The organism is Kribbella sp. NPDC002412 (assembly GCF_053592935.1).
The window spans coordinates 13,581-39,186 of record NZ_JBSFBL010000050.1; the positions used below are offsets into that span (position 1 = coordinate 13,581).

20 protein-coding genes are annotated in these 25,606 nt (G+C 68.6%); 7 read left to right on the forward strand and 13 right to left on the reverse strand.

Annotated features, from left to right (window positions below; all coding sequences use genetic code 11):
- Positions 1–109 precede the first annotated feature (109 nt).
- Positions 110–973 (reverse strand): enoyl-CoA hydratase/isomerase family protein, encoded by an 864-nt coding sequence (locus ACWCOV_RS31945; protein WP_449833057.1) that lies wholly within the window; start codon positions 971–973, stop codon positions 110–112.
- Positions 974–1,174: 201 nt separating this feature from the next.
- On the opposite strand from ACWCOV_RS31945, the gene ACWCOV_RS31950 reads away from it, so the two are divergent.
- Positions 1,175–3,958: an AAA family ATPase gene (locus ACWCOV_RS31950; protein ID WP_449833058.1), complete on the forward strand. Its 2,784-nt coding sequence runs from the start codon at positions 1,175–1,177 to the stop codon at positions 3,956–3,958.
- A gap of 132 nt (positions 3,959–4,090) precedes the next feature.
- On the opposite strand, the gene ACWCOV_RS31955 is transcribed toward ACWCOV_RS31950, so the two are convergent.
- The 4 genes from ACWCOV_RS31955 to ACWCOV_RS31970 all read right to left on the reverse strand — a co-directional run bounded on the left by ACWCOV_RS31955 (position 4,091) and on the right by ACWCOV_RS31970 (position 9,301).
- A complete protein-coding gene (locus ACWCOV_RS31955) occupies positions 4,091–5,287 on the reverse strand; it encodes an epoxide hydrolase family protein (RefSeq protein ID WP_449833059.1) in 1,197 nt (398 codons plus the stop codon).
- Between the two features lie 150 nt (positions 5,288–5,437).
- A complete protein-coding gene (locus ACWCOV_RS31960) occupies positions 5,438–7,207 on the reverse strand; it encodes a protein kinase domain-containing protein (RefSeq protein WP_449833060.1) in 1,770 nt (589 codons plus the stop codon).
- A gap of 174 nt (positions 7,208–7,381) precedes the next feature.
- Positions 7,382–8,611: a YncE family protein gene (locus ACWCOV_RS31965; RefSeq protein WP_449833061.1), complete on the reverse strand. Its 1,230-nt coding sequence runs from the start codon at positions 8,609–8,611 to the stop codon at positions 7,382–7,384.
- A 102-nt stretch (positions 8,612–8,713) separates the two neighbouring features.
- The gene (locus tag ACWCOV_RS31970) at positions 8,714–9,301 is read right to left on the reverse strand and encodes a uridine kinase family protein (RefSeq protein ID WP_449833062.1); all 588 of its coding nucleotides are present in this window, start codon (positions 9,299–9,301) and stop codon (positions 8,714–8,716) included.
- A 342-nt stretch (positions 9,302–9,643) separates the two neighbouring features.
- On the opposite strand from ACWCOV_RS31970, the gene ACWCOV_RS31975 reads away from it, so the two are divergent.
- On the forward strand, positions 9,644–10,444 hold the full coding sequence (locus ACWCOV_RS31975; protein ID WP_449833063.1) for a PIG-L deacetylase family protein: 801 nt from the start codon (positions 9,644–9,646) through the stop codon (positions 10,442–10,444).
- Positions 10,445–10,530: 86 nt separating this feature from the next.
- Here ACWCOV_RS31975 and ACWCOV_RS31980 read toward each other — a convergent pair whose 3' ends face one another.
- The 4 genes from ACWCOV_RS31980 to ACWCOV_RS31995 all read right to left on the reverse strand — a co-directional run bounded on the left by ACWCOV_RS31980 (position 10,531) and on the right by ACWCOV_RS31995 (position 12,533).
- The gene (locus ACWCOV_RS31980; protein WP_449833064.1) at positions 10,531–10,983 is read right to left on the reverse strand and encodes a hypothetical protein; all 453 of its coding nucleotides are present in this window, start codon (positions 10,981–10,983) and stop codon (positions 10,531–10,533) included.
- A 21-nt stretch (positions 10,984–11,004) separates the two neighbouring features.
- On the reverse strand, positions 11,005–11,223 hold the full coding sequence (locus tag ACWCOV_RS31985) for a hypothetical protein (protein WP_449833065.1): 219 nt from the start codon (positions 11,221–11,223) through the stop codon (positions 11,005–11,007).
- 64 nt (positions 11,224–11,287) lie between these two features.
- Positions 11,288–12,313 carry an NADPH:quinone reductase gene (locus tag ACWCOV_RS31990; RefSeq protein WP_449833066.1) on the reverse strand — a complete coding sequence of 342 codons (1,026 nt, stop codon included), beginning with the start codon at positions 12,311–12,313 and terminating at the stop codon, positions 11,288–11,290.
- 85 nt (positions 12,314–12,398) lie between these two features.
- On the reverse strand, positions 12,399–12,533 hold the full coding sequence (locus ACWCOV_RS31995; RefSeq protein ID WP_449833067.1) for a hypothetical protein: 135 nt from the start codon (positions 12,531–12,533) through the stop codon (positions 12,399–12,401).
- A 510-nt stretch (positions 12,534–13,043) separates the two neighbouring features.
- On the opposite strand from ACWCOV_RS31995, the gene ACWCOV_RS32000 reads away from it, so the two are divergent.
- The 5 genes from ACWCOV_RS32000 to ACWCOV_RS32020 all read left to right on the forward strand — a co-directional run bounded on the left by ACWCOV_RS32000 (position 13,044) and on the right by ACWCOV_RS32020 (position 18,888).
- A complete protein-coding gene (locus tag ACWCOV_RS32000; protein WP_449833068.1) occupies positions 13,044–13,214 on the forward strand; it encodes a hypothetical protein in 171 nt (56 codons plus the stop codon).
- 73 nt (positions 13,215–13,287) lie between these two features.
- Entirely contained in the window at positions 13,288–13,644 is a 357-nt protein-coding gene (locus ACWCOV_RS32005) for a PRC-barrel domain-containing protein (RefSeq protein WP_449833069.1), read from the forward strand.
- A gap of 280 nt (positions 13,645–13,924) precedes the next feature.
- Positions 13,925–14,725, forward strand: a complete 801-nt coding sequence (locus ACWCOV_RS32010; protein WP_449833070.1) for a hypothetical protein — start codon at positions 13,925–13,927, stop codon at positions 14,723–14,725.
- Between the two features lie 36 nt (positions 14,726–14,761).
- On the forward strand, positions 14,762–17,275 hold the full coding sequence (locus ACWCOV_RS32015; RefSeq protein ID WP_449833071.1) for a hypothetical protein: 2,514 nt from the start codon (positions 14,762–14,764) through the stop codon (positions 17,273–17,275).
- Between the two features lie 908 nt (positions 17,276–18,183).
- Positions 18,184–18,888 (forward strand): HemK2/MTQ2 family protein methyltransferase, encoded by a 705-nt coding sequence (locus ACWCOV_RS32020; protein WP_449833072.1) that lies wholly within the window; start codon positions 18,184–18,186, stop codon positions 18,886–18,888.
- A gap of 433 nt (positions 18,889–19,321) precedes the next feature.
- Here the strand turns inward: ACWCOV_RS32020 and ACWCOV_RS32025 are convergent, their stop codons facing one another.
- From ACWCOV_RS32025 to ACWCOV_RS32040, 4 genes are read right to left on the reverse strand one after another with little or no spacing between them, the layout of a single operon-like run.
- Positions 19,322–20,368, reverse strand: a complete 1,047-nt coding sequence (locus ACWCOV_RS32025) for an ABC transporter ATP-binding protein (RefSeq protein WP_449833073.1) — start codon at positions 20,366–20,368, stop codon at positions 19,322–19,324.
- Positions 20,365–21,960 carry an ABC transporter permease gene (locus tag ACWCOV_RS32030; protein WP_449833074.1) on the reverse strand — a complete coding sequence of 532 codons (1,596 nt, stop codon included), beginning with the start codon at positions 21,958–21,960 and terminating at the stop codon, positions 20,365–20,367. Before ACWCOV_RS32030 ends, ACWCOV_RS32025 begins: the two co-directional genes overlap by 4 nt.
- Complete coding sequence (locus tag ACWCOV_RS32035) at positions 21,944–22,972, reverse strand: iron ABC transporter substrate-binding protein (protein ID WP_449833075.1); 1,029 nt, start codon at positions 22,970–22,972, stop codon at positions 21,944–21,946. The genes ACWCOV_RS32030 and ACWCOV_RS32035 overlap by 17 nt, the downstream gene beginning before the upstream one ends.
- Positions 22,951–25,575: an AMP-binding protein gene (locus tag ACWCOV_RS32040; protein ID WP_449833076.1), complete on the reverse strand. Its 2,625-nt coding sequence runs from the start codon at positions 25,573–25,575 to the stop codon at positions 22,951–22,953. The genes ACWCOV_RS32035 and ACWCOV_RS32040 overlap by 22 nt, the downstream gene beginning before the upstream one ends.
- Positions 25,576–25,606: the final 31 nt, after the last annotated feature.

Below are 25,606 nucleotides of genomic sequence, written 5' to 3' on the forward strand. Positions count from 1 at the left end.
ACCCCATTCGTCGCGATCCAGCAGGGCAGATTAGGCCTCGGCATGGGGCGACGTCGGAGCCTGGCGCAGGTTTCACTCTGGCACCGACTCCGGCTGCGAGCAACGATTCTCAGTCAGACGACCGGAGGTGCCGGCGGTCATCCTGCCGTGGTGCCCCGAACTCCCCGACCACCCTGCCGAGGTCGAGCTCGGCGCCCATCGGCGTCTGCAGGCCGCGTTCGAGGAGGTATCGCAGCCGTACGGCGTTCACCGGCCGCCACGCGGTCTGGAGCAGCGCGATCATTCCAGGCCCGAGCTCCTCGTCGGCGGGCAGCGACGCGAGGTCCAGCAGTGCTTTGGCACCGGCGATCACGGTTTTGTCGAAGCCGGCGATACGGCGTGCGAATCGATCGACGAACTCGTTGAGCTCGGTGTCGGGGACGACCCGGTTGACGTAGCCGTACTGCTCGGCGAGCGCAGCCGGGAAGTCGTCGGCACCGAGGACGATCTCGGCGGCTCGCGCACGGCCGACCAATCCGACCAGGCGGGCCATCGCGCCGCCGCCGGGCACTGCGCCCATGCCGACCTCCACCTGGCCGATCACGGCGTTGTCGCCCGCGAACCGGATGTCGGTCGCCAGCAGGAACTCGCTGCCGGCGCCACGGGCCCGCCCCCGGACAGCCGAGATGGTGACCGCGGGGACCTTGCTCAGCCGGACCAGGTTGTCCAGGTAGGGGTGCAGTCCGGTCGGGCCCGGCCTCATCGCAGCCAGCAGGCTCCGGTCGGCGGTGATGTCCCAGTGCGCCATGAAGAAGTCCGGGTTCCAGCTGTCGAAGACCACAACCGTGAGTGCGGGAGCCTCCTCGATCCGGGCCACGAGGTCGCCGAGTTGCTCGATCGTGCCGAGGTCGATCAGGTTCACCGGTCCGTTCTCGAACGACGCTCGCCAGTAGGCGTCCGAGATCTCGGTGACGTGAAACTGCGGAGCGTGCATCGAAGATCTCCGATCACGAGACACCCGCCTGGGGTTCCATGTCTCGACCATCACTCACCGTGCACGTGATGGCGCCAGTACCAGGCACTGGCCGATGTACTGGTGTGTCGGCGGTGGGCGGCCTGGGCGGTGCGCGCCATCGGGCATTGCGCGTCGCGGGGATCCGATGCGAGCGTGAGACGACTGTGCTTGGAGGGGGTCGTGTCCCGGAGAACCAGCCGTCCCCGGCCGCACTTGCGCGGCCGGCGCGAGGAGTGCGAGATGCTGGACCGTCTCGTTGCTTCCGCGCGTGGAGGCGGTCACGGTGTTCTCGTCCTGCGAGGTGCGCCCGGCATCGGCAAGAGTGCCCTGCTGGAGTATGTCGCGACAGCGGCCACGGACTGTCGCATCCTGCACGTTGGTGGCGTCGAGTCGCAGATGGAGCTTGCCTTCGCAGGCCTGCACGAGCTGTGCGAGCCGTTGCTGGGCATGCTCGGCCGGCTCCCAGGGCCGCAGGCTGATGCCCTCTCGACGGCGTTCGGTCTGCGCGAGGGCACGCCCCCGGACCAGTTTCTGGTCGGGCTCGCGACCTCGACCTTGCTGTCCGAAGCTGCCCGGGACGGTCCGGTGGTGTGCACCGTCGATGACGCACAGTGGCTTGATCAAGCCTCTGTGCGGACCCTGGCCTTTGTTGCGCGCCGGCTCGCGGCCCAGTCCATCGCTCACTCCGTCGCCTTGGTCGCCGCCGTGCGAGCGGGCGAGGGTGTCAAGATCTGGGCAGGTCTTCCGGGTCTGTCACTGCGTGGTCTGGCCGCGCCGGAGGCTCGGGCACTGTTGGAGTCAGCTGTCAGCGGGCGGCTGGACGCACGCGTGCGAGAGCGCATCCTGGCAGAGGCGCACGGGAACCCGCTGGCGCTGCTGGAGTTGCCGCGATGGTTCACCGGGGCTGAGCTCAGCTTCGGTCCGGGGCCCGGCAGCGCGGCCGGGAAGCGTTCCCTCACCAGCCGGATGGAGGAGGGATTTCGCGCGCGGCTCGAGTTGCTTCCGCCCGAGTCGCGTCTCCTCCTGGTGACTGCGGCGGCAGAGCCGCTCGGTGATATCCGCCTGCTGTGGCGTGCGGCCGAGCGGCTCGGCGTCGGCGTGGATGCCGCCCGGTCTGCCGAGCAGGCGGGCCTGATCGAACTCCGCGAGACCGTGCGGTTCCGGCACCCTCTGGTGCGTTCGGTGGCCTACCGCTCGGCCACTGCAGCAGAGCGTCAGGCGGCGCACAGGGCGCTGGCGGAGGCCACCGACCCGCGGGCGGACCCACATCGACAGGCTTGGCACCGGGCATGCGCGGCTACCGGCCCCGACGAGGCGGTAGCCGCGCAGCTTGAACGCTCTGCTGATCGCGCACTGGCACAAGGTGGACTGGCCGCGGCAGCCGCCTTTCTCGAACGGGCCGCAGTCCTGACGCCCGACGCCGGCGACCGGGTCCGGCGTCGGCTCAATGCGATACAGGCCATGATGCATGCCGGCACCCTCGAGACCGCGTCCCAACTGCTCGTCGTGACCGAACACGGACCGCTCGACGAGCTCCAGCACGCTCGTCTCGACGTCCTGCGCGCCCAGATCGGGCTGGCGGCGAATCAGAGCCGCGAAGCTCTCCCGTTGCTGGTGAGCGCTGCCCGCCGCTTGGAGCCGCTCGACGTCGAGTTGGCCCTCGACAGTTATGTCGACGCCTTCACGGCGGCCTGGTTCGGCGGACATCTGGCCGCCGAGCCGGGCGCGATGGCAGTTGCGCTGATGGTGCGCGACGTACGGCGGCCGACGCGGCCACGACGTGGAGACGACCTGCTGCGCGCACTCGCAACCCTCTTCGGCGACGGCTACGAAACCGCGGCTCCGTTGCTCCGCGCCGTTCTCGAGGCGTTCGACAGCGACGACATTTCGGTGCAGGACGCGGTCCGGTTCCTCTGGCTGGCGACGGTGGTCGCGATCGATCTGAGGGACGACCGGGCTTGGGACCGGCTGACCGGCCGGCACCTGCAGATCGCACGGGACTCGGGTGCTGTGAGCGCCTTGCCACTCGCGCTCAACTCGCGCGTCTTCGTGGACTTGTACTCCGGCGACCTGCCCGCCGCGGCAGCGTTGGTCCACGAGGCCGACGTGGCGACTGAGCTCGCGCAGATCAGGATGACGCCGTACGGCGCTATCGGCCTGACCGCGTTCGAGGGGCGCGACGGCCACCCGCAGAGCTTTCTCGCGTCGGCGCGGCGGGAGGCTGCAGCGCGCGGCGAAGGACTCGGTGTGTCTCTGACCCACTGGGCGAACGCGCTGCTGAGCAACAGCCTTGGCCGGTACCCCGCGGCTCTCGAATCCGCACGGGCGGGCGCCGCCCACCCCGAGGAGATGGTGGTCAGGTCCTGGAGTCTTGTGGAGCTCGTGGAGGCCGCAGCCCGAACCGGCGATTCTGCCACCGCCGCAGCTGCCGCCGAGCAGCTTGCCGAGACGGCTCGGGCCGGTGGCACGGACTGGGCGGTGGGTGTGGCGGCGCGTTCGGAGGCCCAACTTGACGGTCCGAACGCGCACGAGCTCTACCGCGAAGCGGTCGACCGCCTTGCGCGCACGAACCTGCGCGCCGAGTCGGCTCGGGCCCGTCTGCTGTACGGCGAATGGCTCCGGCGCGCCGGTCGCCGGCTCGATGCACGTGAGCAACTCCGTGCTGCGTACGACGCGTTGGCAGCGATGGGAATGGAGGCGTTCGCCGGCCGGGCCCGTCGCGAGCTCGGCGCCACCGGCGAGACGGTTCGCAGACAGCTGGAGACCCAGCCGGAGCTCACGGCGCAGGAACTGCACATCGCTCGCCTCGCGGCGGACGGCTTGACGAATGGCGAGATCGCCTCGGAGCTGTTCATCAGTCCACGCACCGTCGAGTGGCACATCCGCAAGGTCTTCACGAAGTTGCGTGTCACGGCGCGTCGACAGCTGGGAGACGCGCTGCGGGGAATCAACGCGGCGCCCTGAGTACGACGACCATGCCTGCCGCCCTGCGAATCGACTGCCTTCTTTGTCCGAGATCGAGCCCGCCTCCCGATGGAGACGCCCGATGGTGCTCGCATCGGGCGTCTTCCGGTGGGTACGGAACGACCTCGTTCGTCAACGCAGTGCGCGGAAGGCGGCGCGTACTTCGGCCGTGAACAGGTCCGGCTCCTCCCAAGCGGCGAAGTGGCCGCCCTTGTCGACCTCGTTGAAGTAGGCGAGGCCGGGGTAGACCGTCTCGGCCCAGCTGCGCGGAGCGGCCCAGATCTCGCCGGGGAAGGTCGAGAAGCCGACGGGAACCTGGACCGGCGGCGGGGTGTGGCCGGCCGCGGCGTGCAGGAACTGCCCGAACTCCCAGTACCAGCGGGCGGCGGACGCGCCGGTGCCGGTCAGCCAGTACAGGGTGATGTTGTCGACGATGTTCTCCCGGGTGAGGTTGCCGACGGGCTGCCGGTCGACGAACGCGCGAGAGATCTTGTAGTAGCTGTCCGTGTCGTGGTCGAGCATCCAGGCTGCCAGCCCGACCGGTGAGTCGAGCAGGGAGTACCCGATCGTCTGCGGCCGGGTGGACTGCTCCAGGAAGTAGCCGAAGCCGTCCGTCGTGAACGTCTTGAGCGCGGCGTGTGCCGCGCGTTCCTGCTCGGTCTCCGCCGGCAGCAGGTCGACGATGCCCAGCGCCGTCGCGAGCAAGTTGACGTGGATCCCGACCAGCCCGGCCGGGGCTTGGCGACCCATCGCGTCCGTGACCGCCGCGCCCACGTCGCCGCCTTGAGCCACGTAGCGCGTGTAACCGAGGCGGTCCATCAGCTTGGCCCATGCCTGAGCGATCGGACCGTTCTCCCAGCCGAGCTCGGTCGGCTCGCTCGAGAAGCCGTAGCCGGGCAAGGACGGCAGCACCACGTGGAACGCGTCGTCCGCGCTGCCGCCGTGCGCGGTCGGGTCGGTGAGCGGACCGATGGTGTCGAGCAGTTCGATGACCGAGCCGGGCCAGCCGTGCGTCATGATCAGCGGCAACGCGTTCTCGTGCGGCGACCGGACGTGGATGAAATGGATCTCGACTCCGTCGATCTCGGTCGTGAACTGCGGCAGCGCGTTCAGTCTCGCCTCGCACCTGCGCCAGTCGTACTCACTCGTCCAGTAGCGGGCGAGCTCCTGAAGCGTCGCCTGCTGGACGCCCTGTGAGCGGTCCGCGACAAGCTCCTTGGTGGGCCAGCGCGTGGCTGCGACCCGCCGGTGCAAGTCGTCGAGCTGCTCCTGCGGAATCTCGACCTGGAACGACTGAACTCCGGTCGCGGTGTCGACGGTAGTGCTCATGACGCCTCCTTGGAGACCTGATGCGGTCGGTGACGCCACCAAGCCTGTGTTCGGTCACCGCGCGAGGCACCCGTCGTACCCCCTGGTCTGCCCCCGGGTCTGCCCACCCCACCCGTGCACTCCCGCTCGTTTCTTGTCTGCGGTCGGGGGTCATGAGGAAGGTTGGAAGGTTGTGGTGAAGGTTCGGTAGAGGGGGCGGCTTTCGGTCCATTGGGTATCGGGCGTGGACCAGTAGATGCCGTAGGCCTGGTTGTCGCTGGTGACCACGCCGCGGATGAGGACGTGGCGGCGGCCGGAGGGGGTTGCGTAGGTGAACTCCCAGTCGGCGGCCTTCTCGAAGTAGTCGACCGGCTCGATCCGGATGCGCTGGTAGTCGGCGTAGCTGTCTTGGCGGCTTGCTTCCTGCTGACGCCAGTCAGCGACCGGATCCGGCCTGGGTTGGTCGGTCTGGTCGATGAGCAGGAAGCGTGCGCCGCCCGGCTCCCGGAAGTAGACGCGCACTCCTCGCCGCTCCACCGTCCAGCCGGTCGGCACTGCCAATGAGAATCCGGTCGGGTCCGTGTGCCGCTCAAAGCCGGCGGGCACCGAACCCGGCTCGGTGGCGGGAGACTCCGCCGAGGTGGGGCGGCTGCTCGGAGAGGCTGGTTTGCTGGTAGCGGGCGAGGATGGCTGGCGTGTGGTTGGCGGCGGCGTACTCGAAGACGCTGCCGTACTGCGGGGCGCCGTGCTGACTCCACTGGCCTGCGGTGAGACGGGCGACTGCGACTGACTTCCCTGGTTGTCGTCGACCGCTCGGAACAGCGCCCAACCGACCAAGGCGACCGCGACCACTACACATGCGAGCATCGCACCGACAACCTTCGGCAGGTTTCCGTTGGACGACTCCCTCTCTTCCGACGGGGCCGAACCGGGTGCAGCGATCGGACCGCCGGCCGGTGTCGCCACCGGCGTACCGTCTCCGGTCGGCTGAGCATCGGCGTACTCCGGCGGCGGCGTAACGACCGGCGGAATCGGCAGCACCCGCGTCCGCTGACCACTGTCCACCTGCGAGGTGTCGACAGCGTCAGCTCCCGGCGAACCGACAGCAGCCTCCGACCCCGTCTCGGCCTGGTGAAGGAGACGCCTCGCCTCCCAGACGTCGATGCGATCCGCGGGGTCCTTGCGCAACAGACCTTCGAGCGCCGGCCAGAGCGGCCCCGCCAACTGCGCTGGGTCGGGCTCCTCGGTGACAGCGGCCGCCAGCGTAGGAAGCGTGGTTCCCCGGTCGTACGGCGGCCGCCCTTCCACCGCGGTGTAGAGCGTGGCGCCCAGCGACCACAGGTCCGACTCCTTACCAGCGCCCCGGCCCTGGATCCGTTCCGGAGCAATGAACGCCGGTGACCCGAGCAGCGTGCCCGACGTCGTCAACGACGGATCGCCCTCCAAGGTGGCGATGCCGAAGTCCGTCAGCACGACCCGCCCGTCTCCGGTGAGCAGCACGTTGCTCGGCTTGACGTCACGGTGCAGTACACCGGCGCGGTGTGCGGCGTGTAGCGCGGCCAGCACCTGCAGGCCGATCCGAGCCACCTCCCCAGGCGGCAACGGTCCGTACTCGCGGGTCGCCTGCGCCAGCGTGGTGGATCGGACCAGCTCCATCACGATCCACGGACGGCCGTCTTCTTCGACGACGTCGTACACGGTGACGACATTCGGGTGACTGAGCCGGCCGGCGGAGCGGGCCTCACGCAGGGTGCGCCGCCGCAGGACCTCGCGTTCCTCATCGGGCAGTTCCGGCGGCAGCAGGATTTCCTTGATCGCGACCGACCGGCCGAGGAGCTCGTCGCGGCCCTGCCAGACCACGCCCATGCCCCCGCGACCCAAGACCGACACCAATCGGTACCGCCTGGCCAGGAGGTGGCCCGCCATTGTCGAGTCGGTCATCGTACGGCGCCCTCCGACACTCCTGCCAGGACCAAGCGAAAGGCCTAGCGGCCCTCACCGGAGCTCCCCGCACCTACAGGTGCCCACTCCACCTGGTCACGACACGACCCAAGGTGAACCTGACCCAGCGTCGCCGGGTGGACTGTGACGGTTCACCTGGTTGGCGCTGGTGGTCTACTTGGTCAGTTCGGTGCGATGACGGGACCAGAAGCCGCCGTTCCCGCGGGAGAGTTTCTCGTACGGCGGGACGGTGTAGACCCGGATCCGGTTGTCCAGGAAGTCGGAGATCGCCAGCAGGTCGCCGTACTGGCTGATGTCGAGCCCAGTGGTCTGGTTGCCGGCCACGATCGCGTCCAGTGGTCGGCCGGTCCTGGCGTCCAGGACGACCACCGAGCCCCATTCGGGGCCTGGGATGTAGTAGCTCTTCGGATTGTTTCGGCCGCGACAGGATACGTACAGCACTTTGCCGTCCGGGCTGAGGTCGATGGTGTTGGGATGATCATCGACCTTTGCCAGCCGCCGTACCTTGGCGGAAGCCAGGTCGACGACGTAGACGGAGGCGGTGCCCATGTCGCTGGCGTAGAGCCGTCGTCCGTCGCCGACCAGATGCCGCATCGCGCCGCCCGTGCGGAGCAGGAGCTTCTGGTTGCCGCTGCGGAGGTCGATCCTCGCGAGTTCGCCGTTGTCGTAGCCGGCGACATAGAGGCTTCGGCCGTCCGGCGAGGGATAGAGGCCGCGTGGAGTGTGCACGGTGGGGATGACTTTGCGCACCCGCCACGACGGTAGGTCGATGACCGACACGTCGTGGCTGTTCCAGTTCGCCGCATACAGTGTGCGTTCGTCCGGCGACAGCGATAGTACTTTCGTCCAGTTGCCTTGGACCTCCAGGCTGCGCCGCACTCTCCGGGAGGCGGCGTCGACCTGCCAGACGGTGCCGGTCTCCATCTGCGACACGTACGCCGTCTTGCCGTCGCGGGTGAAGATCACTTCGACTGCGCCGCCGTGGCGGCCGAGCCGGATGCCTGCCAACTTGGCACCCGATACCGCGTGGTGCACGGCGACGCCGTCGCCGCCGAGCAGCGTCACCCAGAGTTCTTTACCGTCGGGGGTGAACGCGACCTGCTTGGGTGCGCGCCCGGTGGCGTAGCGGTTGACGGAGCGGACCAACTGGCCGGCCGGGTCTTTGAACCGCGTACTGGCCGGGACCGTCGGAGTCGGCGGCGGCCGGGTGGCGCTCGGTGTCGCCGTCCTCGCGGAGGCCGGCGCCGGGGAAGTCGGAGAGCCGCTGACGGGAGCGGTGGAGCTGGGCGCCGACGACGGTGCCGAGGTGAGACCCGAGCACGCGGTCGCGGTCAGCACCGCGGCCGTGCAGAGCACTGCGGGAATCCCGCTCAGCCCGCGCATTGAGCCAGCATAATCATCATTCCGACCCCAGCAGGCGATGCCTGACGCGTCGTACCTCGGTGTCCCGACCACCGGGAGGCCTGCCCGAGCGCTCGAAGACCGTCATGTGGCCATCGGCGCGAAGAGCTTTCCGGCTCCGCGGCCGAAGAACCGGCCTGCTCGATCGATCCAGAAGTCCTTCGCTGCGCGGGCGTCGCCGTTGACCCCGGACGCGATGTCACGGGCCAGGCCGAGACGTTCGGCCTCGGCGAAGTCGGACTGGACCCAGACCAGAGCATCGGTCACATCGGTGAGCTCGCGCCGGCCTGCGCCAACGCCTTCGACGAGGACCAGGTCCAGGCCCGCCGGTACGTCGATGGCACCGGGCCGGTCGTGGATGTCCCAGGCGGGCGGCCGATACGACACCGCATCGCCGCGTCGGACCGGACCGAGGACACCCTCTGTCAGCAGATCGGTCCACCCGAACATCGGGGCGTGCCAGGCCACATCGTCGATGTGGATGATGGTGGAGTGCGGTACGGCGCCGGCCAGCCGGGTCGCGAAGGTCGACTTGCCGCCACCACTCCGGCCGTCGACGGCCACGACGTACGGATGGGATGACCCGGCAAGGATGCCGGCCGCGAGGTCTGTCAGTTCGACGACCTGCCAGGGACCGGCGGGCGGCTCGCCCGGACCGGGCTCGATGATCACGACCCCAAACTAGCCGGACATCCTGCCGGATAGTCGCGATGTGGCGTTGACGCCTTGAGAGCGCGCGGCACAGGATGAGGGCATCCCCGGGTCAGGACGGCTGTTGATGTCGTCAGCCTGGGGGAGGGGAGGCCGGTCATGGCCACAGCAGAAGTTCTGGCGGCTCCACGAGGTTCAGCCGAACGCAGCTCTTGAGACCGCGTCGCGCCGGCGCTCCTGACCGGCCTGAGCATCACCATGAACCGCCCCGCTAGGTCGCGACTCAGGTTGCCGATCCCACCGCATGATCGACGAAAGTAACCCCCTGTCTGGCTGATCACCACTTTCGACGGACAGAAGGATGTGAGCGACGTGGCCCGAGTCTTCTTCTACAGCCCGCACCCCGATGACGAGACGCTGTCGGCCGGGCTGGCGCTGGTCTGGTATCTGGCCCACGGGCACGAGGTGCACGTGGTCACCATGAACCGTGGGGGAAACGGCGGACCTCTGGGGTCGTTCAATGGGAGCAACGTGTGCAACTGGGCCGAGCACGCCTACAGGCACAATCCTGGCCGCGAGGGCTACCCGACCTTGTCCCCGGCCGCGATCGGTGCGGCCCGCATCCTGGAGTGCCGCTCCGCCATCGGGGCCATGGCCACCGTGACCCCAACTGCCGGATACACCGCCGGCGCCCTGTATCACCACGAGGGCGGGCTGCTGGATGCGTACGGAACCAGCCCGACCGGCGTGAACGACGTGAAGGTCATCATCGCCGGTTTCGCGGCCAGCCACCCGAACTCGTTCCACCACACGATGTCCTATACCGACGACCACCCCGACCACGCCGCCTGCGGCGAAGGCCTGCGGCAACTGAAGCTCGAGGATCCGAGCCTGGTGAACTCGCGGTTCTTCGTGTCCCGGCTGTACTGGGGTCCGAGTCCGCCGCGACCGGCCGATGTGGCTGCGGCACCTGGACTCGCGTGGTTCAACGCCGGTGCCCGTAAGGCCGAATTCGACTCGGTGCTGAGGAACCGGGTGGTGAAGGCCTTCAGTGCCTGGAACCCCGCGGCCGGCTCGTACGCGGTCGGATATCACCAGGTGGCCGGCCAGTTCAGCAGCAACTTCGGGCCGTCGGCATCGATCGCCAACCTCTGGCACGCCTGAGGTCTCGTCGTAGGCTTGTACGCCGCCTCGACGATCTGCGCAGGTAGAGCGACATCGTGGAGGTCATGCGGCGGGGTTGGCCCGGTTCAGGACGTGGTGGGCAGGTTGGAGAGGAGTTCCGGCAGGCGAGCATGTGTCGCGCGCAGTACGTCGCCGTACGCGCGGATCTGCTGGGCCATCGCCTCGGGCCCGCTGGATTCGAGAGCTTCGTGCAACCGGGCGGCTGCAGCTCTGTCCGCCGGTTGGCCCCGCTCGAGCACCGCGCCAAGATGATGCCTGACCACCGTCCCATGGCTGTCCATGTAGTAGCCGTCCGGAATCTCGCCATCACGGCACCAGCCGATCAGGACGAACGCGGCCTGCTCCCTCCAGTCGAGCTCCAGCTCGACGAACGCCTGACCTAGCGGATAGACAAGGGTCGCCTGGAACGGCTTGTCTATTCGCTGCCTCGCTGGGGGCGTTGATTGATCGAGGAAGCTGAAGGCTGTCACGGCCAAGGCAAGAAGATCATCCCTGGTAGGAGCTGACTCGGAAGTCATTGGTCTCGCCTTCCCGGAAGATCATCCATCGCCGGCTCCCCGGAGGAAGTGGCCGCACCAAGGAGGATAGGCCTTGTGTCGGCCGGTACGACGGTGGTCGTCGCCTTCTGCCTCCATGGGTGCACGGACGTCCGGGTAGCCACCGAACCATCCGGCCGCGAACAGCAGGTCCGCGCCGTTGACAGGTGCCACCTCGATCTCGACGACGACCTCGTTGACGCCGGGTCGGCCCCGGGGCATGCCCGGTGTGCCTGGCGGCAGGCGTGATCTGGCCCGTGATGAGATCGGGCCTGTTGCGAGACGCTCAGTCGGCGTCGATGGTGATCAGCACTTTTCCGACCGTGCCCTGCTCGACGGCGGCGTGCGCGGCGCCGGTGTCTTCGAGGCGGTAGCGGTGCAGTGGGAGGCCGGCGTCCTCGCCGACCCGGAACGCGCCGTCGCTGATCGCCTGATTGATGTCGGCGGCGGCGTTCGCGATCCATCCCCACCCGACGGTGTACAGCAGGACGAACTGGTAGCGGGCGTTCAGTGCCATGTTTCGCCGTACGTCGAGATCGAACGGCCGGCCGCCGTCGTTCGCGTAGATCGCGATCGTCCCGCGGGTCCGGAGGACTGCCAGGTCCAGCTCGGAGTTGGCGCCTGCGGCGACTTCGACCACGAGGTCGACGCCGTCGGGGGCGAGCGCCTTGATCGCGTCGGTTGCGTCAGGTTCGCGGTAGTTGACGACGTGGTGCGCTCCCGCGGCGCTCGCGAGCCGCGCTTTGGTTTCCTTGCTGACGGTCGCGATCACGTTCGCGCCGGCCCAGCGGGCGAGCTGGATCGCTGCGTTACCCACTGCACCCGCACCGCCGGCAACCAGAACTGTCCGGCCTGCCATGGCCCCAGGTGCCAGCCGGGCTGGTCCGTCTTCGCCGACCGTCAAAGCGCGGTGGGCTGTCAGGGCGGGAATACCTGTGCTGGCCCCGAGATCGAAGTCCGCGCCCGTAGGCAGTGGGAAGATGCGTTCGGCCGGTAGGACCGTGAACTCCTGCGCTGTCCCGCTGGCCGGGCGACCGTCTCCAGCCAGGGTGACCCATACGTGGTCGCCGACGTGGAGGCCGTCGACACCGGCGCCCAGTTGATCGACCACTCCGGCGCCGTCGTGATTCGGCACCGTCGCCTCCGCGACGTCACCACCGAATCCGCCGCTGCGCGACTTCCAGTCCGTCGGGTTCACCCCAGAGACCATGACCCGGACACGGACCTCGCCGTACCCCGGTTCTGGGATCGGTGCCTCGTCCAGCTCCAGCACGGACGGATCGCCGACGCGCGTGTAACGGATCCTTCTCATGCGATGTTCTCCTCGCCGCCCGCCAATCACTGTAGGCCGGTGCCGAGGTGCGCGACACCCCGTTAGTACGTCGACACGCGCGGCGTCAGGCGGTGTCGGCTGCTCGCTCCAGGAGCGACCAGCGGGGATCGTCGTCGGTCCAGTGGTTGACGAGGGCGTTGACGGCGAGCTGATGGATACCGCTGTCGAGCACGCCGAGGTCGGCGTTCTCGGCGCGCAACTGGTCGGCGAACGCCTCGAGCGCGGTGCCTTTGCCACAGCCGCGGCGAGCGGAATGCCGCCGGTCTCAGCGCCGACGATGAGGTGCACCTCCAGCTGACGTGCGAACCTTCACGGCTGGGGCTGGGAGGTCGTGCAGCAGGCGTGGGTCGCCGTACGCGTTCTCCACTGAGAGGTTTGCGTTGGCCACGGCTCCGCGGGGTTGCAATCTGTTGGAAGCTCATGGTTCGAAGGTCGCGCGCCGCGGTGCGCGGATCTCGGCCCGTTGTCGGCCGACGACGTACTCGGCATCGATCTGCTCAGGGATCCGCCGAGTGTCCGGATCACGCGTCCGGGCGTACCCCGAGTTGACTCTTGCTGAGGGGAGGTCACGAACGATTCTTCGTGCCCGCGCGAGGTCTGGCTCGTCGCCAGGGGCGCTCAGTCCGGATAGCCAAGATGTGTACGGACGTGCGCGCTGTTGATGCGTGGAGGCGGGTACCGGTGGCTCAGATGTGAGAGGAGGCCCGTCATGTCGACACCGTTCCTTCCGGATCCCTCCGACCCCACCGGGCCGTTCCCGGAGCCCGATGTGGATCCCGACATGCCGGCACCCGATCCCGGAGCCGACCCGGATCGACGGCCGGACTTCGATCCGAACCCGGACCTGCCCGGTCGGCCGGACGCCGACCCGCTCGGATGAGGATGACCTGACGGGGCTTCAGGTTCCCCTGCGCCGCTTCACCCCTGTACGTGTTGGAAGGAGGGGATCGACGATGACGATGAGCGCGTTTGATCCCTGGAGTTACCGGCCGGAGACCGGCTACTCGTCCGGGCTGGACCTGGTCGGGTACAAGATCGCGGCGGTCGACGGCGATATCGGCAAGGTCGACCAGGCCACCTATGAAGCCGGCACCTCCGGTCTGGTCGTCGACACCGGACCCTGGATCTTCGGCCGGAAGGTACTGCTGCCCGCCGGTGTGGTGGACCGCGTCGACACGGAGGATCGCAAGGTCTACGTGGACCGGACCAAGGACCAGATCAAGGACGCCCCCGAGTACGACGAAGACGCCGGGATCGACGACGACTACCGAACCCGCCTCGGCGGCTACTACGGAGACAGCTACCGGTAGATCCCAGGCCCTCTAGGCAACTACGTGGCCGCCGGCATCTCGGAGGCGACCAGCACCTGTGCCGGCGAGCTGGCCTCGAAGAGCATCGTCGCGTCAACAAGGACGATGAGGCGCCAACCCTCACCGGCTCGTGGGGATTCGGCCGTCGGGTGGTGAATCGATCGTTTGAGGGCGCGGGGGCGTTCGGTGGCTGGAACGTGAGGGGTCGGATGGTGGTCGGTGGTGCGTGATCGGCGTCACGTGGGTACCGAAGCTCCACTGTTCCGTCTGGAGGAATGTCATGAGTGAGGATGCAGAGCTGGTTCCGTTGTCGGATGAGGAGCTGAACGCCCAGGTCGGCAGTGTGTTGCCGGACAAGGAGGTCGTTTCGATCCTCGACCTCAACGTCGATCTCGCGCTTGTCATTGATGCCGCGGCACCGATCGAGTTGGCGGTGGCCGCGAACGCGAATGTCGCCGCGCCGATCGACGCGGCTGTCGGCGCGAACATCCTGTCCAGTGGCTCCGAGGCCCAGGCGCTGGCCGATCAAGGTGTTCTGATCACGCAGGGCATCGATGCGGACGCGAGCGCTCACGCTGTCCAGGTCAGCGGGATCGATCAGTCCGCCGACCCGGTCGATTCCGGGTCCTCCACGCCGGTTGAGGGCGGCCCCGCTGCGTCTACGAGTGCTGCGCCGAGCGCGGGGTCAAGTGCGGCGTCTGAGCCGGTCAGTGGCGCGAGCACGCCCGCCGGTGGGACCACGACGCCGTCGGAGGAGACAGCCGGCGCCGAGCCTGCGGCTGCCCCTGCGGTGGTTCCGGACACGGGGTTGGAGACTCCTGACACGAGCCAACTGCTGGACGGTAGCCTCCTGGCTGTCAACGTCAACATCGATGCCGATGTCGACCTCGCCGCTCCTATCGCCGGTGCCGTGGCGGCGAACGCGAATGTGGCGGCTCCGATCGATGCCGCAGTCGCGGCGAACGTGGGCGCTGTCGACAGCCAGGCGGTGGCGATCGCGCAACAGGACGCCATCATCACCCAGGACATCACTGGTTCAGCGGACGCCAGCGCCGAGCAGACTTCCGACATCGACCAGTAGCCCGGAACAGTGTCCGGTCCGGAGGAGGATTCGACGGTGCCGGCCGACGCTGCGCGCGTCGTCCGTACCGTCGACTCGGCGACCCGCGGTGTGCCTGTCCGAGCGGCTGATGTGGTGCTGTTGGGTGAGATGGCCGGATCGGGCTATCGCACCCCGCCGGCGCTGGTCCGCCGCGCCGACGGGCAGATGATCCAGCTGACCACGCTGTTGTATCTGGTGCTGCAGGCGATCGACGGTCATCGTGACAACGCGCAGATCGCGGAGGTGGTCAGCGCAAGATACGGCCGGTCCGTGTCGGCGGCCAACGTAGCGGACCTGACGCAGAGGCTGCAGCCGCTTGGCCTGGTGCGCGGCGCGGATGGGTCGGAGCCACGTGTGCGCAGGTCGAATCCGCTTCTCGGGCTGCGGTTCAGGTATACGGTCACCGACCCGCGTCGTACCGAGCGGATCACGCGGCCGTTCGCGCGGTTGTTCGGTCCGCTGCCCGTGGTGGGCTTTGTTGCGTCGTTCGTGTATGTGTGCTGGTGGCTGTTGTTCGACAAGGGGCTGGCGTCGGCGGCGTATGAGGCGTTCCACAGGCCCGGTTTCTTGCTGCTGGTCTTCGCGGTGACCGTGCTGTCGGCGGGATTCCACGAGTTCGGTCATGCGGCGGCCGCCCGGTACGGCGGGTCGACGCCGGGCGCGATGGGCATGGGCTACTACCTGTTCTGGCCCGCCTTCTACACCGACGTCACAGACTCTTACCGGCTCGGGCGTGGCGGGCGCATCCGCACCGACCTCGGCGGCTTGTACTTCAACGCGATCGTTGCGGTGGTGACGGTCGTGGTGGCCCAGGTGACCGGGTACGACGCGCTCCTGCTGGTCGTGGCGACGCAGATCCTGCAGATGATCCGGCAACTGCTGCCGACCATCCGCTTCGACGGCTATCACGTACTCGCCGACCTGACCGGCGTACCCGACCTGTACCACCACATCAAGCCGACCCTGACCGGCCTGCTGCCCTGGCGCTGGCGAGGCCGCGACAAGCGGGCGCTCAAGCTGTGGGCTCAGGCAGTCATCACCGTGTGGTGCCTCACCGTCGTGCCGCTGATGCTGGCCGTGTTGGTCATGACCGTGGTGATGCTGCCCCGGGTCCTGGCCACCGCCAGGGCGAGCGTCGAAGAGCAGTGGGCGATGCTTGCCGGTGGCTGGCGCGACACGGACCTTGTCGAGGTCCTGGCCCGTGCGCTGTCCATCGTCGCGCTGGCGCTGCCGCTGCTCGGCCTGGGGCTGCTGCTGTGGCTGCTGGTCGGCAGGATGGTGAGGTCGGTGTGGCGGCGTACGGCGGGTAAGCCCGCGCAGCGTTCAGTCGCCGCGATCGTCGCGTTGACGATCATCGCAGCGCTCGGCTGGTTGTGGTGGCCCGACGGCGACCGGTACCGGCCGATTACCCCGAACGAGCGAGGCACGATCACCGACTTCATCGATCGGGCCGGGCACACCACCTCGCAACCCCCTACCGGCCGACGACAGTTGCACGAAGGAGAGGTCAGCCGGACACAGGTCGTCTGGCCGACCGGAGTGAAGCGACCCACTCGTCAAAGCCCGACGCTGGCTCTCGTCATGGTGCCTCGTACGTCGGGCAACGCTCGCGTGGCCGCACCGTCGACCCCATCGCCAACCGCCGTTGCACCCACAGCCACGGCAATGCCTTCGAGCGGCCTGCCTGGACGGGACGACCCTCAATCACCCAGCGCTCCGGTGTGGGTGTTCCCCTTCGACAAGCCACTACCTGCGGGGCCAGGCGACAACCAAGCGTTCGCCGTCAACACCACAAACGATTCCGTCATCTACGACATCGCGTTCGCTTTGGTTTGGGCCGAGGGTTCCTCAGGTCCGGTGACGAACACCAACGAGGCCTACGCATTCGCGAGCTGCACGAACTGCGCGGCGGTAGCCATCGCCTTCCAAGTTGTGCTTGTCATCGGCGACGCCGACATCGTCGTACCCCAGAACCTCGCCGGAGCGCTGAACTACGACTGCGTGCAGTGCCTGACCTACGCACTCGCAACCCAACTCGTCGTGACACTGGACCGCGCGCTCTCGACCGATGGCATTGCGGCACTCAACCAGGTCTGGGCGCAACTGGCGGACTTCGCGCGTTCGATCCAGCAGTACCCGTTGTCGGAACTACGCGACCGGCTCAGCTCCTTCGAGCAACAGATTCTCGACGTCATCGCCGCCGACGGAGCGCTCACCACGCCCGAAACTGCGACGCCGACAGCACAACCAGGACAGTCCCCGACAGAGGGCGGTGAGGAGTCGCCCGGCGCCGAAACCCCCACAGCCTCACTCACCCCGAGCAAACCGCCACAGGTCGCGCCCACGAATACGCCAACGACGACGCCGCTCCCAGCACCCACACCAACCACAGCCACGTCCAGCCCGGGGGATCAGACCACACCGACTCAGACCACACCGGATCCATCGACCTCACCGACCCCGACAGAAACCCCGACCCCCACGCCGACTGAGACGGAAACACCGACCGCCACGCCAACAGCGCCCTGACCCTTGAATCAGCGCGATGAGCGTCTGGTGGATGGTGTTCGGGTTCGCGAGGTTCGCCATGGCTCCTCGGCGACGCCTGCGCGGCTGGCGAGGGCGGCACTGGGTGCTTCATCTCCCGGCGTGGGCCAGTAGCCGGCCCGAGCAAGCGCTCGCCCGTGGTCTTCCTGCTCGATGCGGACCTCGGTGAGCTGGCTGGCGAACTGGCCGGGCCACGAGCCTAGGAGAGGACCGGCAGCAGGTACACCGCCCCCAGCGCCGGACGTGGCTGTCCTCGCAGCCGGCGGCTTCAGCGCTTGCTTGCCAGCGCCGCAAGGGTGACGTTCGCGTCGGGGTACTGGGGTGTGGGGGTTCAGAGGAGGAGCCTCGGAAGGGCCGGCGCTGCGCCGGGTAGGACTGGGAGGCTCTCGCGTGGGGAACGCCGAGTCTGTCGGCCCCGCGGTGGGGTTGAGGCATCCGCTGCCGGGCGCGCCGATGATTGATCAAGGTGGCCGGCCGGGCGGGTCGCCCATGGATGCTGCGTCGCTTCAGTCGCGCCGGTGGAGGGGACGCAGGCCTGCGGGTGCGGCCGGTGATCGCCGTTTAGTTGCCGCGCCAGGGCGTGCCTCCGGTCATCACCTCCTGGGAGGAGCATGCCGAGGACCCCGCCTGAGCGGTCCGAGGGGGCGCCGTGACCGAAGTGCCGGAGTGGTGGGGGAGCTACGGCCGCATGCCCGTAACGGCACGCTCGAGCTGCTCGGCCTCCGGACCGGTGAAGCCCGATCCACCCGCCGATGCCTGCACGACCTCATCGACGCCGCCGAGCATCACGCGCCGGCAGCCCTGGACGATGTGGAAGCCCCACTGGTGGAGCGCCTGCGGGCGCTTGGTCCCGAGCGCGTAGTCCCGTGGTTTGCGGAGGTGTTCACAGCATGCAGCTCATGACCCTTCCGGGCGTCTTCGCCCCGATCTCCGACTCGTGGATGCTGGCCGACGCCATTCGCCAAGAGGCGATTGGTCCGGGCGGGCAGGCGCTCGACGTCTGCACCGGCAGCGGTGTCCTCGCCCTGACTGCGGCGCAGTGCGGTGCCTCCTCGACCGCGGTCGATGTGTCTCGGCGTGCGCTGCTGACGGTCCGGCTGAACGCGGCTCGGCACGGTCTGCGGGTCCGGACGGTCCGGGGGCGGACGTTTGGGCCGGTGGCCGGGGAGCAGTTCGACCTGATCGCGAGCAACCCGCCGTACGTGCCGTCGCCGCGGCCCGACGTACCCCGCCATGGCGCGAGCCGGGCATGGGAGGCGGGCAACGATGGACGCATTGTTCTCGACGCGCTGTGCGATGCGGCGCCCGCTCACCTGCGCCCCGGCGGGGTGCTACTGCTCGTGCACTCGTCACTCATCGGCATCGACGCGACTTTGCAGCGGCTGCGGCGCGCCGGTCTGGTGGAGGTCGAGGTGCGGGCGAGTGCGCGGGGTCCGCTGGGTCCGCTGATGCGGGCGCAGCAGGCCGCCGGGACGATCCCCGCCGACGTCGACCACGAGGACGTGGTGATCATCCGGGCCACCCGCTGCCGAGCTCAGCCTGCCGCGGTCTCGGTGTCGAAGCTGCAGGATGAGCGGAGTCCGCAATCTGGTTGATCTGGTAATGGGACTAGTGCGGTACGGCAGCCCGATGGCAAACCGCGAAGCGCCGGTCTGTTGAGCAGTCAGGACCGGTGTGCCCGGCGCCGAGGAGGGTGTCGCGGGACGAGCGCCACTCGACCCGACCAACGACAGCCGAACGAGCAAGCCGGCGGCGAGCGTCACCGCGTAGTGCCGAGCGTTGTGCCGAGCGCCCGGATCGGGCCACAGCACGGTCGAGTGGGAATTGGCTGGTGTTGGACGCTGCCAATCGGATGTGCGCATGGCGTCGTCACCTGCCTCGAGCCAGCCAGTGGTCGACACCTCTTCGGAGAATCTCGGCTTCGGCCCGGTCGCGACTGCGCTACCTGGCCCGCTGTCTCGACGACACAACCCCCGCAACAACCGCATCCGCGTCCCGTGACAGGCGGTGACCCGAGGCACCTGTCGTTCAGTCCGATCCGGCTGATCTGGGATATGAGCGGACTTGGCCCGGTACGGCGACTCCGACCAGATCGCCTGGTTGAGGTGCACTGTGACCGGGGACGCGCGCTACGAGGCGGGTCGTGGTGTCGGTGAGGTCGAGGCGGACCATGGCGTCCGGTCCGTGGTAGGCGACCGAGACCACGCGTGCGGCCAGGCCTGACGGAGCGCCGAGTGCGAGCTGCTCCGGCCGGATCATGACGAGAACCTCGTCAGTCGCCGGTTGGGCCAGTTCGAGTTTGCCCAGAACGCAGTCGACCACGCGGCCGTCGGCGAGCCCGGGCAACAGCATCGTGTCGCCGAGGAAGGCGCCTACCTCGGGGGTTGCCGGATCGTCGTACACCTCGGCGGGGCTGCCGATCTGAGCGAACCGGCCGTCGAGCATCACCGCCACCTGATCAGCGAATGAGAGTGCCTCAGCCTGGTCATGGGTGACGAGGACGGTGGTGGCGCCGCGCTCGGCGAGGGCGGTGAGGGTTGCTTCCCGGGTTGCGGCGCGCAGCGCGGTGTCCAGGGACGAGAAGGGCTCGTCGAGCAGTACGACGGCAGGTTCGCGGGCCAGCGCCCGAGCCAGGGCGACTCGCTGCTGCTGACCGCCGGACAGTTCGTCAGGGCGGCGCCGGGCCAGGTTTGCGGACAGTCCGACGAGTTCGAGCAGCGGGCCGATCTGGGTGCCGCGGCGGCGCTCGGCCCGGGGGAGTCCGAACAGGATGTTGGCGGTGACATCGAGATGCGGGAACAGCGCGCCGTCCTGACGGACGTAGCCGATCCCGCGGCGTTCCGGCGCGACCAGCGTCTGTCCGTTGGTCAGGACCTTTCCACCGATCTCGATCCGGCCGTGCGCCGGCCGGACGAATCCGGCCAGCGCTCGCAAGAGCGTGGTCTTGCCGCTGCCGGACGGCCCGAGTACGGCGGTGGTCCCGCCAGGGCGCACCTGGAGACTCACCCGGTCGAGCACTGGTGGGCCGCCGTACCCGACGGTCAGGTCGCTGATCTCGATGCCGGCGCTGGTCATCGCTGGTCCAGGATCTGTCGGCGCAGCAACACGGTGAGTGGGGCGGACAGGGCGATCATGGCTGCGGCGTACGGCGCACTGGCCACGTAGTCCAGTTCGTCGCTGGCCGACCAGAATGCGGTCGCCAGGGTCTCGGTCCCGGTCGGGGCGAGCAGCAGGGTGGCGGTCAGTTCGGTCACCGTCGCGAGGAAGACGAGCACGAATCCGGTCAGCGCGGAGGGGAGCACGAGCGGAAGAACCACGCGGGCAAAGGTACCTGGCCCTGACACGCCGAGCGACCGCGAGGCCTCGATCAGTTCGGTCGGCGCCGCGGCCAGACCGGACCGCCAGGCGACCATCGCTCTGGGCAGGAAGAGGATGGTGTACGCCGCGACGGCGAGCGCAGCTGTTTGGTACACGGGCCGGGCCCACTGGACCGCGAGGGTGACCAGCGCCAGCCCGATCACCACGCCGGGGAGGGCGCTCGCCACGTAGGTCACGCGTTCCAGCATCACCGCCAGCCGGGATGGGTAGCGGTGCAGCAGCCAGGCCCCTGGCAATGCGGCGACGGTTGTCGCCAGTCCGGCGAGCAGGGCGAGACCGATGCTCGATCCGGTTGCCGCGAGCAACGATCCGGTGTCGACAGCGTTGCCGACGATTGCCCGCTCCAGCCAGCGCAGCACGATCACGGCGGGCACGAGCACAGCCAGCCCGACCAGTACGGCGAGCGCGCCGAGAGCCGGAACGGTCCAGGCGCCGAGTCGGTGAGCGACTGGCCGCTGCCGCGCGCCAGGCCCGAGGCGGGCGATTCGCTTCCGGCCGCGCAGCGGCACCTCGACTGCTAGCAGGCCGAGGCAAAGCACGACGAGTACTGCGGCCAGGAGGCTGCCGGCGGCGTTGCTGAATCCGACCGCGAACTGCTGCAGGATCGCTGTCGTGAACGTCGGGTACCGCATCATCTGCAACACCCCGAACTCGGCAAGCAAATGCAGCGCGACCAGCAGGGCACCGCCGGCGACTGCTGGTCGCAGTTGGGGAACCACCACTCGCAGCATCGCACCCAGCCCGGAGACCCCGAGTGAGCGAGCGGCGTCGAGGTGGCCCTGGTCGAGTGCGCGGAGTAGCGCGGCCGCCGGGAGGAAGACAAACGGATAGTAGGCGAGGGCAGTAACGAACACGGCGCCGCCGAGTCCCTGGACCGATGGCAGCACCGAGGTCCATGCGTAGCTACTGACGAACGCCGGGATGGCGAGTGGCATCAGCAGCAGCGTGCGCCAGAAGCCGGCGGCAGGCAGCGTGGTCCGCTCGACCAGCCAGGCCGCGCCGCAGCCAACGACAACGGTGATCGGCACGGTGAGTGCGAGGAGCAGCAGAGTGTTCCGGAGCAGTTCTGCGGTCCTTGGCCGGAACAGGAGCCTCGACGCCTCCGCGGCGCCGGCAGACGCAGCCTGCCCGAACACCACAAGCACCGGTGCTACAAGCAGTACGGCAATCAGTACGGCGGCCACAAGCACCAGCCGCGGCGTCCGCGTGGACTGGACGACCGGCGCACTGACTGCCGGCTCGTCGTCCCCGACGAACGCATCGGTGCGAAGGTCAGAGGATGCCGGCATCGGTCATCAGTCTGCTGACCTCGTCGGAGTTCAGCGTGAAGGGGTCGACTGGCGGCGCCTGCAGAGTGTTCAGCGGTGGCAGTGCGGGCGCAGAGGCGACTCCGGTGCCGACCGCGTACTCCATCGACTGGGAGTCAACCAGCACCTTCTGGCCGGCCTTGCTGGTGACGTAGGCCAGGAACTTGCGTGCCTCGGCGGGCTTCTTCGAGCCTGCCAGCACTGCGCCGCCGGACAGCGACACGAACGCGCCTGGGTCCTGGTTGCGGAAGTAGTGCAGGGCGGTGTTGCCGCTGCCCTCCTTGGTGCCGGCCTGGTCGCGGTACCAGTAGTAGTGGTAGATCACCCCGCAGGGGATCTCGCCGGCGTTGACCGACTTCATCGTGGCGATGTTGTTCTGCAAGGCGCGCGCATTGGTCTTCAAGCCGCCGAGCCATTCGGTCGTCTTCTGCTCACCTTGACCGGCGAGCATTCCAGCGACGATGGCCTGGAAGTCCGCGCCGCCTGGCGCGCAGCCCCAGCGGTCCTTCCACTCCGGTCCGGCGAGCTCCATCAAGGACTTCGGCAGGTCCGCCTCGGCGAGCTTGGACGGGTTGTAGACCAGCACCGTGGACCGGGCGGCGATCGAGGTCCACGCCTTCGAGGACGGAACGAGGTTGGCCGGCACCTGAGCGCGGGTCGCGGCGTCGACCGGTGCGAGCAGCTTGTTCCGCTCGACCAGCGTCATGGCCGGGCTGTTCTCGGTGAGGAACACGTCGGCCGGGGAAGACGACCCCTCCGCCACGATCTGGTGACCCATCGAGGAATCCGATCCCTTGCGGATCTGCACCTTGATACCGGTCGACGCGGTGAACGCTTCGACCCAGGCCTTCGTGAGGTTCTCGTGCTGCGAGGAGTACACCTGCAGCGATCCGGGGTCGGCGACGTACTCGCCGTCCTTGGACTTCGACCCGCACCCCACCAGGCTCATCGTCCCAAGGGCTCCGAGGCCGGTCAGGAATGTGCGTCGACGCATGGTCGGTCCTTTCTCACAGGGTGCATCGCCGTTCCACGACGGCGGATCAGGGTGCCGCCGGCCGGATTCGGCAACGGCAGCCGGCGCAGCGCGTAGGTGCTGACCGCGCAGAACACGAGGCCGGCGACGAGTGCGGCGGTGAACTGGGCGATCGGGGTGTCGAAGAAGGCGAAGATCTGGAACTGCACCAGGTAGATGTGCAGCGAGGCAGCCGCGAGGACGCCGAGCGGTCTGACCAGCAGGCGTGGAACCGGCACGGTCGGCAGGAACGCCAACAGTAGGAGTCCGGCCTGGATCGTCAGGTTGCGTTCCCACGAAGGAAAGAAGCCGATCGTCGCCGAGGCTGCGATGAGCGCCGTGACGAGCCGGCGACGCCGGGTGTCCGCGACCGCGATCGCGAGGCCGGCGACGAACAACCACGCCACTGTGCCCGGCAGCCCGCGGACTGGCCCGTCGAACAGCGCGAGTACGAGGTAGCGGGGCACCAGCAGGACGGCGAGTGCAGCCATCGCGGTGCGCCAGGGATCGGCGGCGTACGCGGCCCGCACGCGTGGAACAGCCAACACCGCGGCCGTGATCGCCGACACCAGCAGGAGAGCTTCGACAAACCAGAAGATGTTGATGTCCCGCGGCCGAACCAGCCAGTGCACCAACGCCAGATTCGACCAGTGGATGGATCTGAATCCGAAGACCATCACCGCGGCCACCACGACCGCGGGTACGGCGATTCCGATCGCAGCCCGGGTGGTCCGTCGTACCCGATCGGCCGTTGACTGTGCGGTGAGGACGTACCGGGCGAACAGGAATCCGGCGACCGCGAGCAGGACGTGCGCACCGCCCGCGAGGCGGAACAGTCCGACGTGACTGCCGCAGATGGTGATCACGGCCGCACCACGCAGCAGCACGGTGGTCTCCACGCGCTGGGTGAGGGAACGCCAAACCGGTCGCTGGTCGTCATGCCGAGCGGCAAGCTCCACCAAGTCTCGGACCGGCCTGTGGTGCCAGTCGGCCGGCAGATGGCCAAGCAGCCGGGTCAACCCGAGCGACGCCGCGACATGGTTGAACGAGTCGCCACCGAGCTCCGCGAAGGATCGGTCCGGATCGATCTCGCGGCGGCCGATCAGCGGTGCGAGGACGTTCGTGACCGCGGCGAGCGAGTCGCCCGTGGTGACCGTGACGTTCCCGGTGGCGAGGTGCAACGCGGCGCAGGCTCGGCGGTCTGGTTTGCCATTCGGCAGCATCGGGAGGTCGGCGACCTCGTGGACCGAGACCACGGACGAGCCGAGGCCGGACGCGGACGCCGCCCGATGCTGGATCGCTGCCGGCTCCTGTCCGCAGGCGCGATAGGTGATCTGCAGCTGATCGTCGGTGCCGGTGACACAGCACGGGACGCCGTCGGCGCGCAGCACGCGCTCGACGCGGCCGAGGTCGATCCGGATGCCCATGATCTTCACGTAGTCGGAGCGCCGGCCGACGATCCGGACCAGACCGTCGGCGTCGATCCGGGCCAGGTCTCCGGTGCGCAGCTCGGTGTGCATCCGGCCGAGCGCGAGGTCGTCGGGTTGCTCGGCGTACCCGAGCATCACGCCAGGACCGGCGAACACGAGCTCGCCGACCGGGCCGCCGGCGGGATCGAGGTCGCTGGGCTGCTCGATGCCGTTCTGGTCCAACCGGAACGTCGAGCCGGCAACCGGCCAGCCCACGGCGTCCGGGTACTGACCGGTCAGTTCCGGTGGCAGCACCGCCATCCGGGCGGTCGCTTCGGTCTGCCCGTACATGACGGCCAGCCCCCAGCCGCCCGCGCGGCCACGTGCGTCGAGCTCGCGAACGCGTGCGGGCGGCAGGGCGCCGCCGGCTTGGGCAAGCAGCCGCAGCGACGGTAGGTCGTCCAGGATTCCCTGTACGTCGAGCAGGTCGACCACATGTGGAGTGGCAGGGAGCAAACTGACTCGGTTCCTGCGCAGCTCGTCGGCGAAGGCGGGGTCGGTTACCGGTCCATGCCACAGCACCGTGGTCGCGCCGGCCCTGAGCTGGGCGTGCAGGACCGAGAGACCGAAACAGTAGTGCAGGGGGAGCGATGTGACCGCCCGGTCGTCAGCGCTGATCGACAGCGCTGAGACGATCGCATCCGCGTTGCTGATGAGGCTGGCGCGGCTGAGCCGCACGAGCTTGGGTGAGCCGGTGCTGCCGGAGGTACTCAGCAGGAGAGCGAGTTCCGGGTGAAGCTCGTGCCGTGGACTGGCGTCGTGGTCCAGTGGGCCGCCGGTCGCATCCGCGAAGGAGCCGTCCTCGCAGAGCCAAACGTCCGGCGGATAAATGGCCGTGATCGAGGCGTGCTCGGCCGGAGTGACCAGCGCGACGTGCCCAGCCTTCAGGACGGCGAGATAGCCGAGCACCAGATCGCGCTCGGCAGCGAGCGGAACGTGTACCAGCCGGCGCCCGGTGTGAACAGTGGGAAGGCTGGCGGCGAGCGCGTCGACTCGTTCGTTCAGCGCTCGATAACTCAGCGGTCCGGCCGCGTCGACGAGGGCTGGGTGGTCCGTCTCGGCGGTGTCGGACACCAGGACGGCCCCGGCCGTCAGCCGGGCTTGCGGTGGGGACACAAGGTGAGGCTAACCTAAGAATTCGTGACTG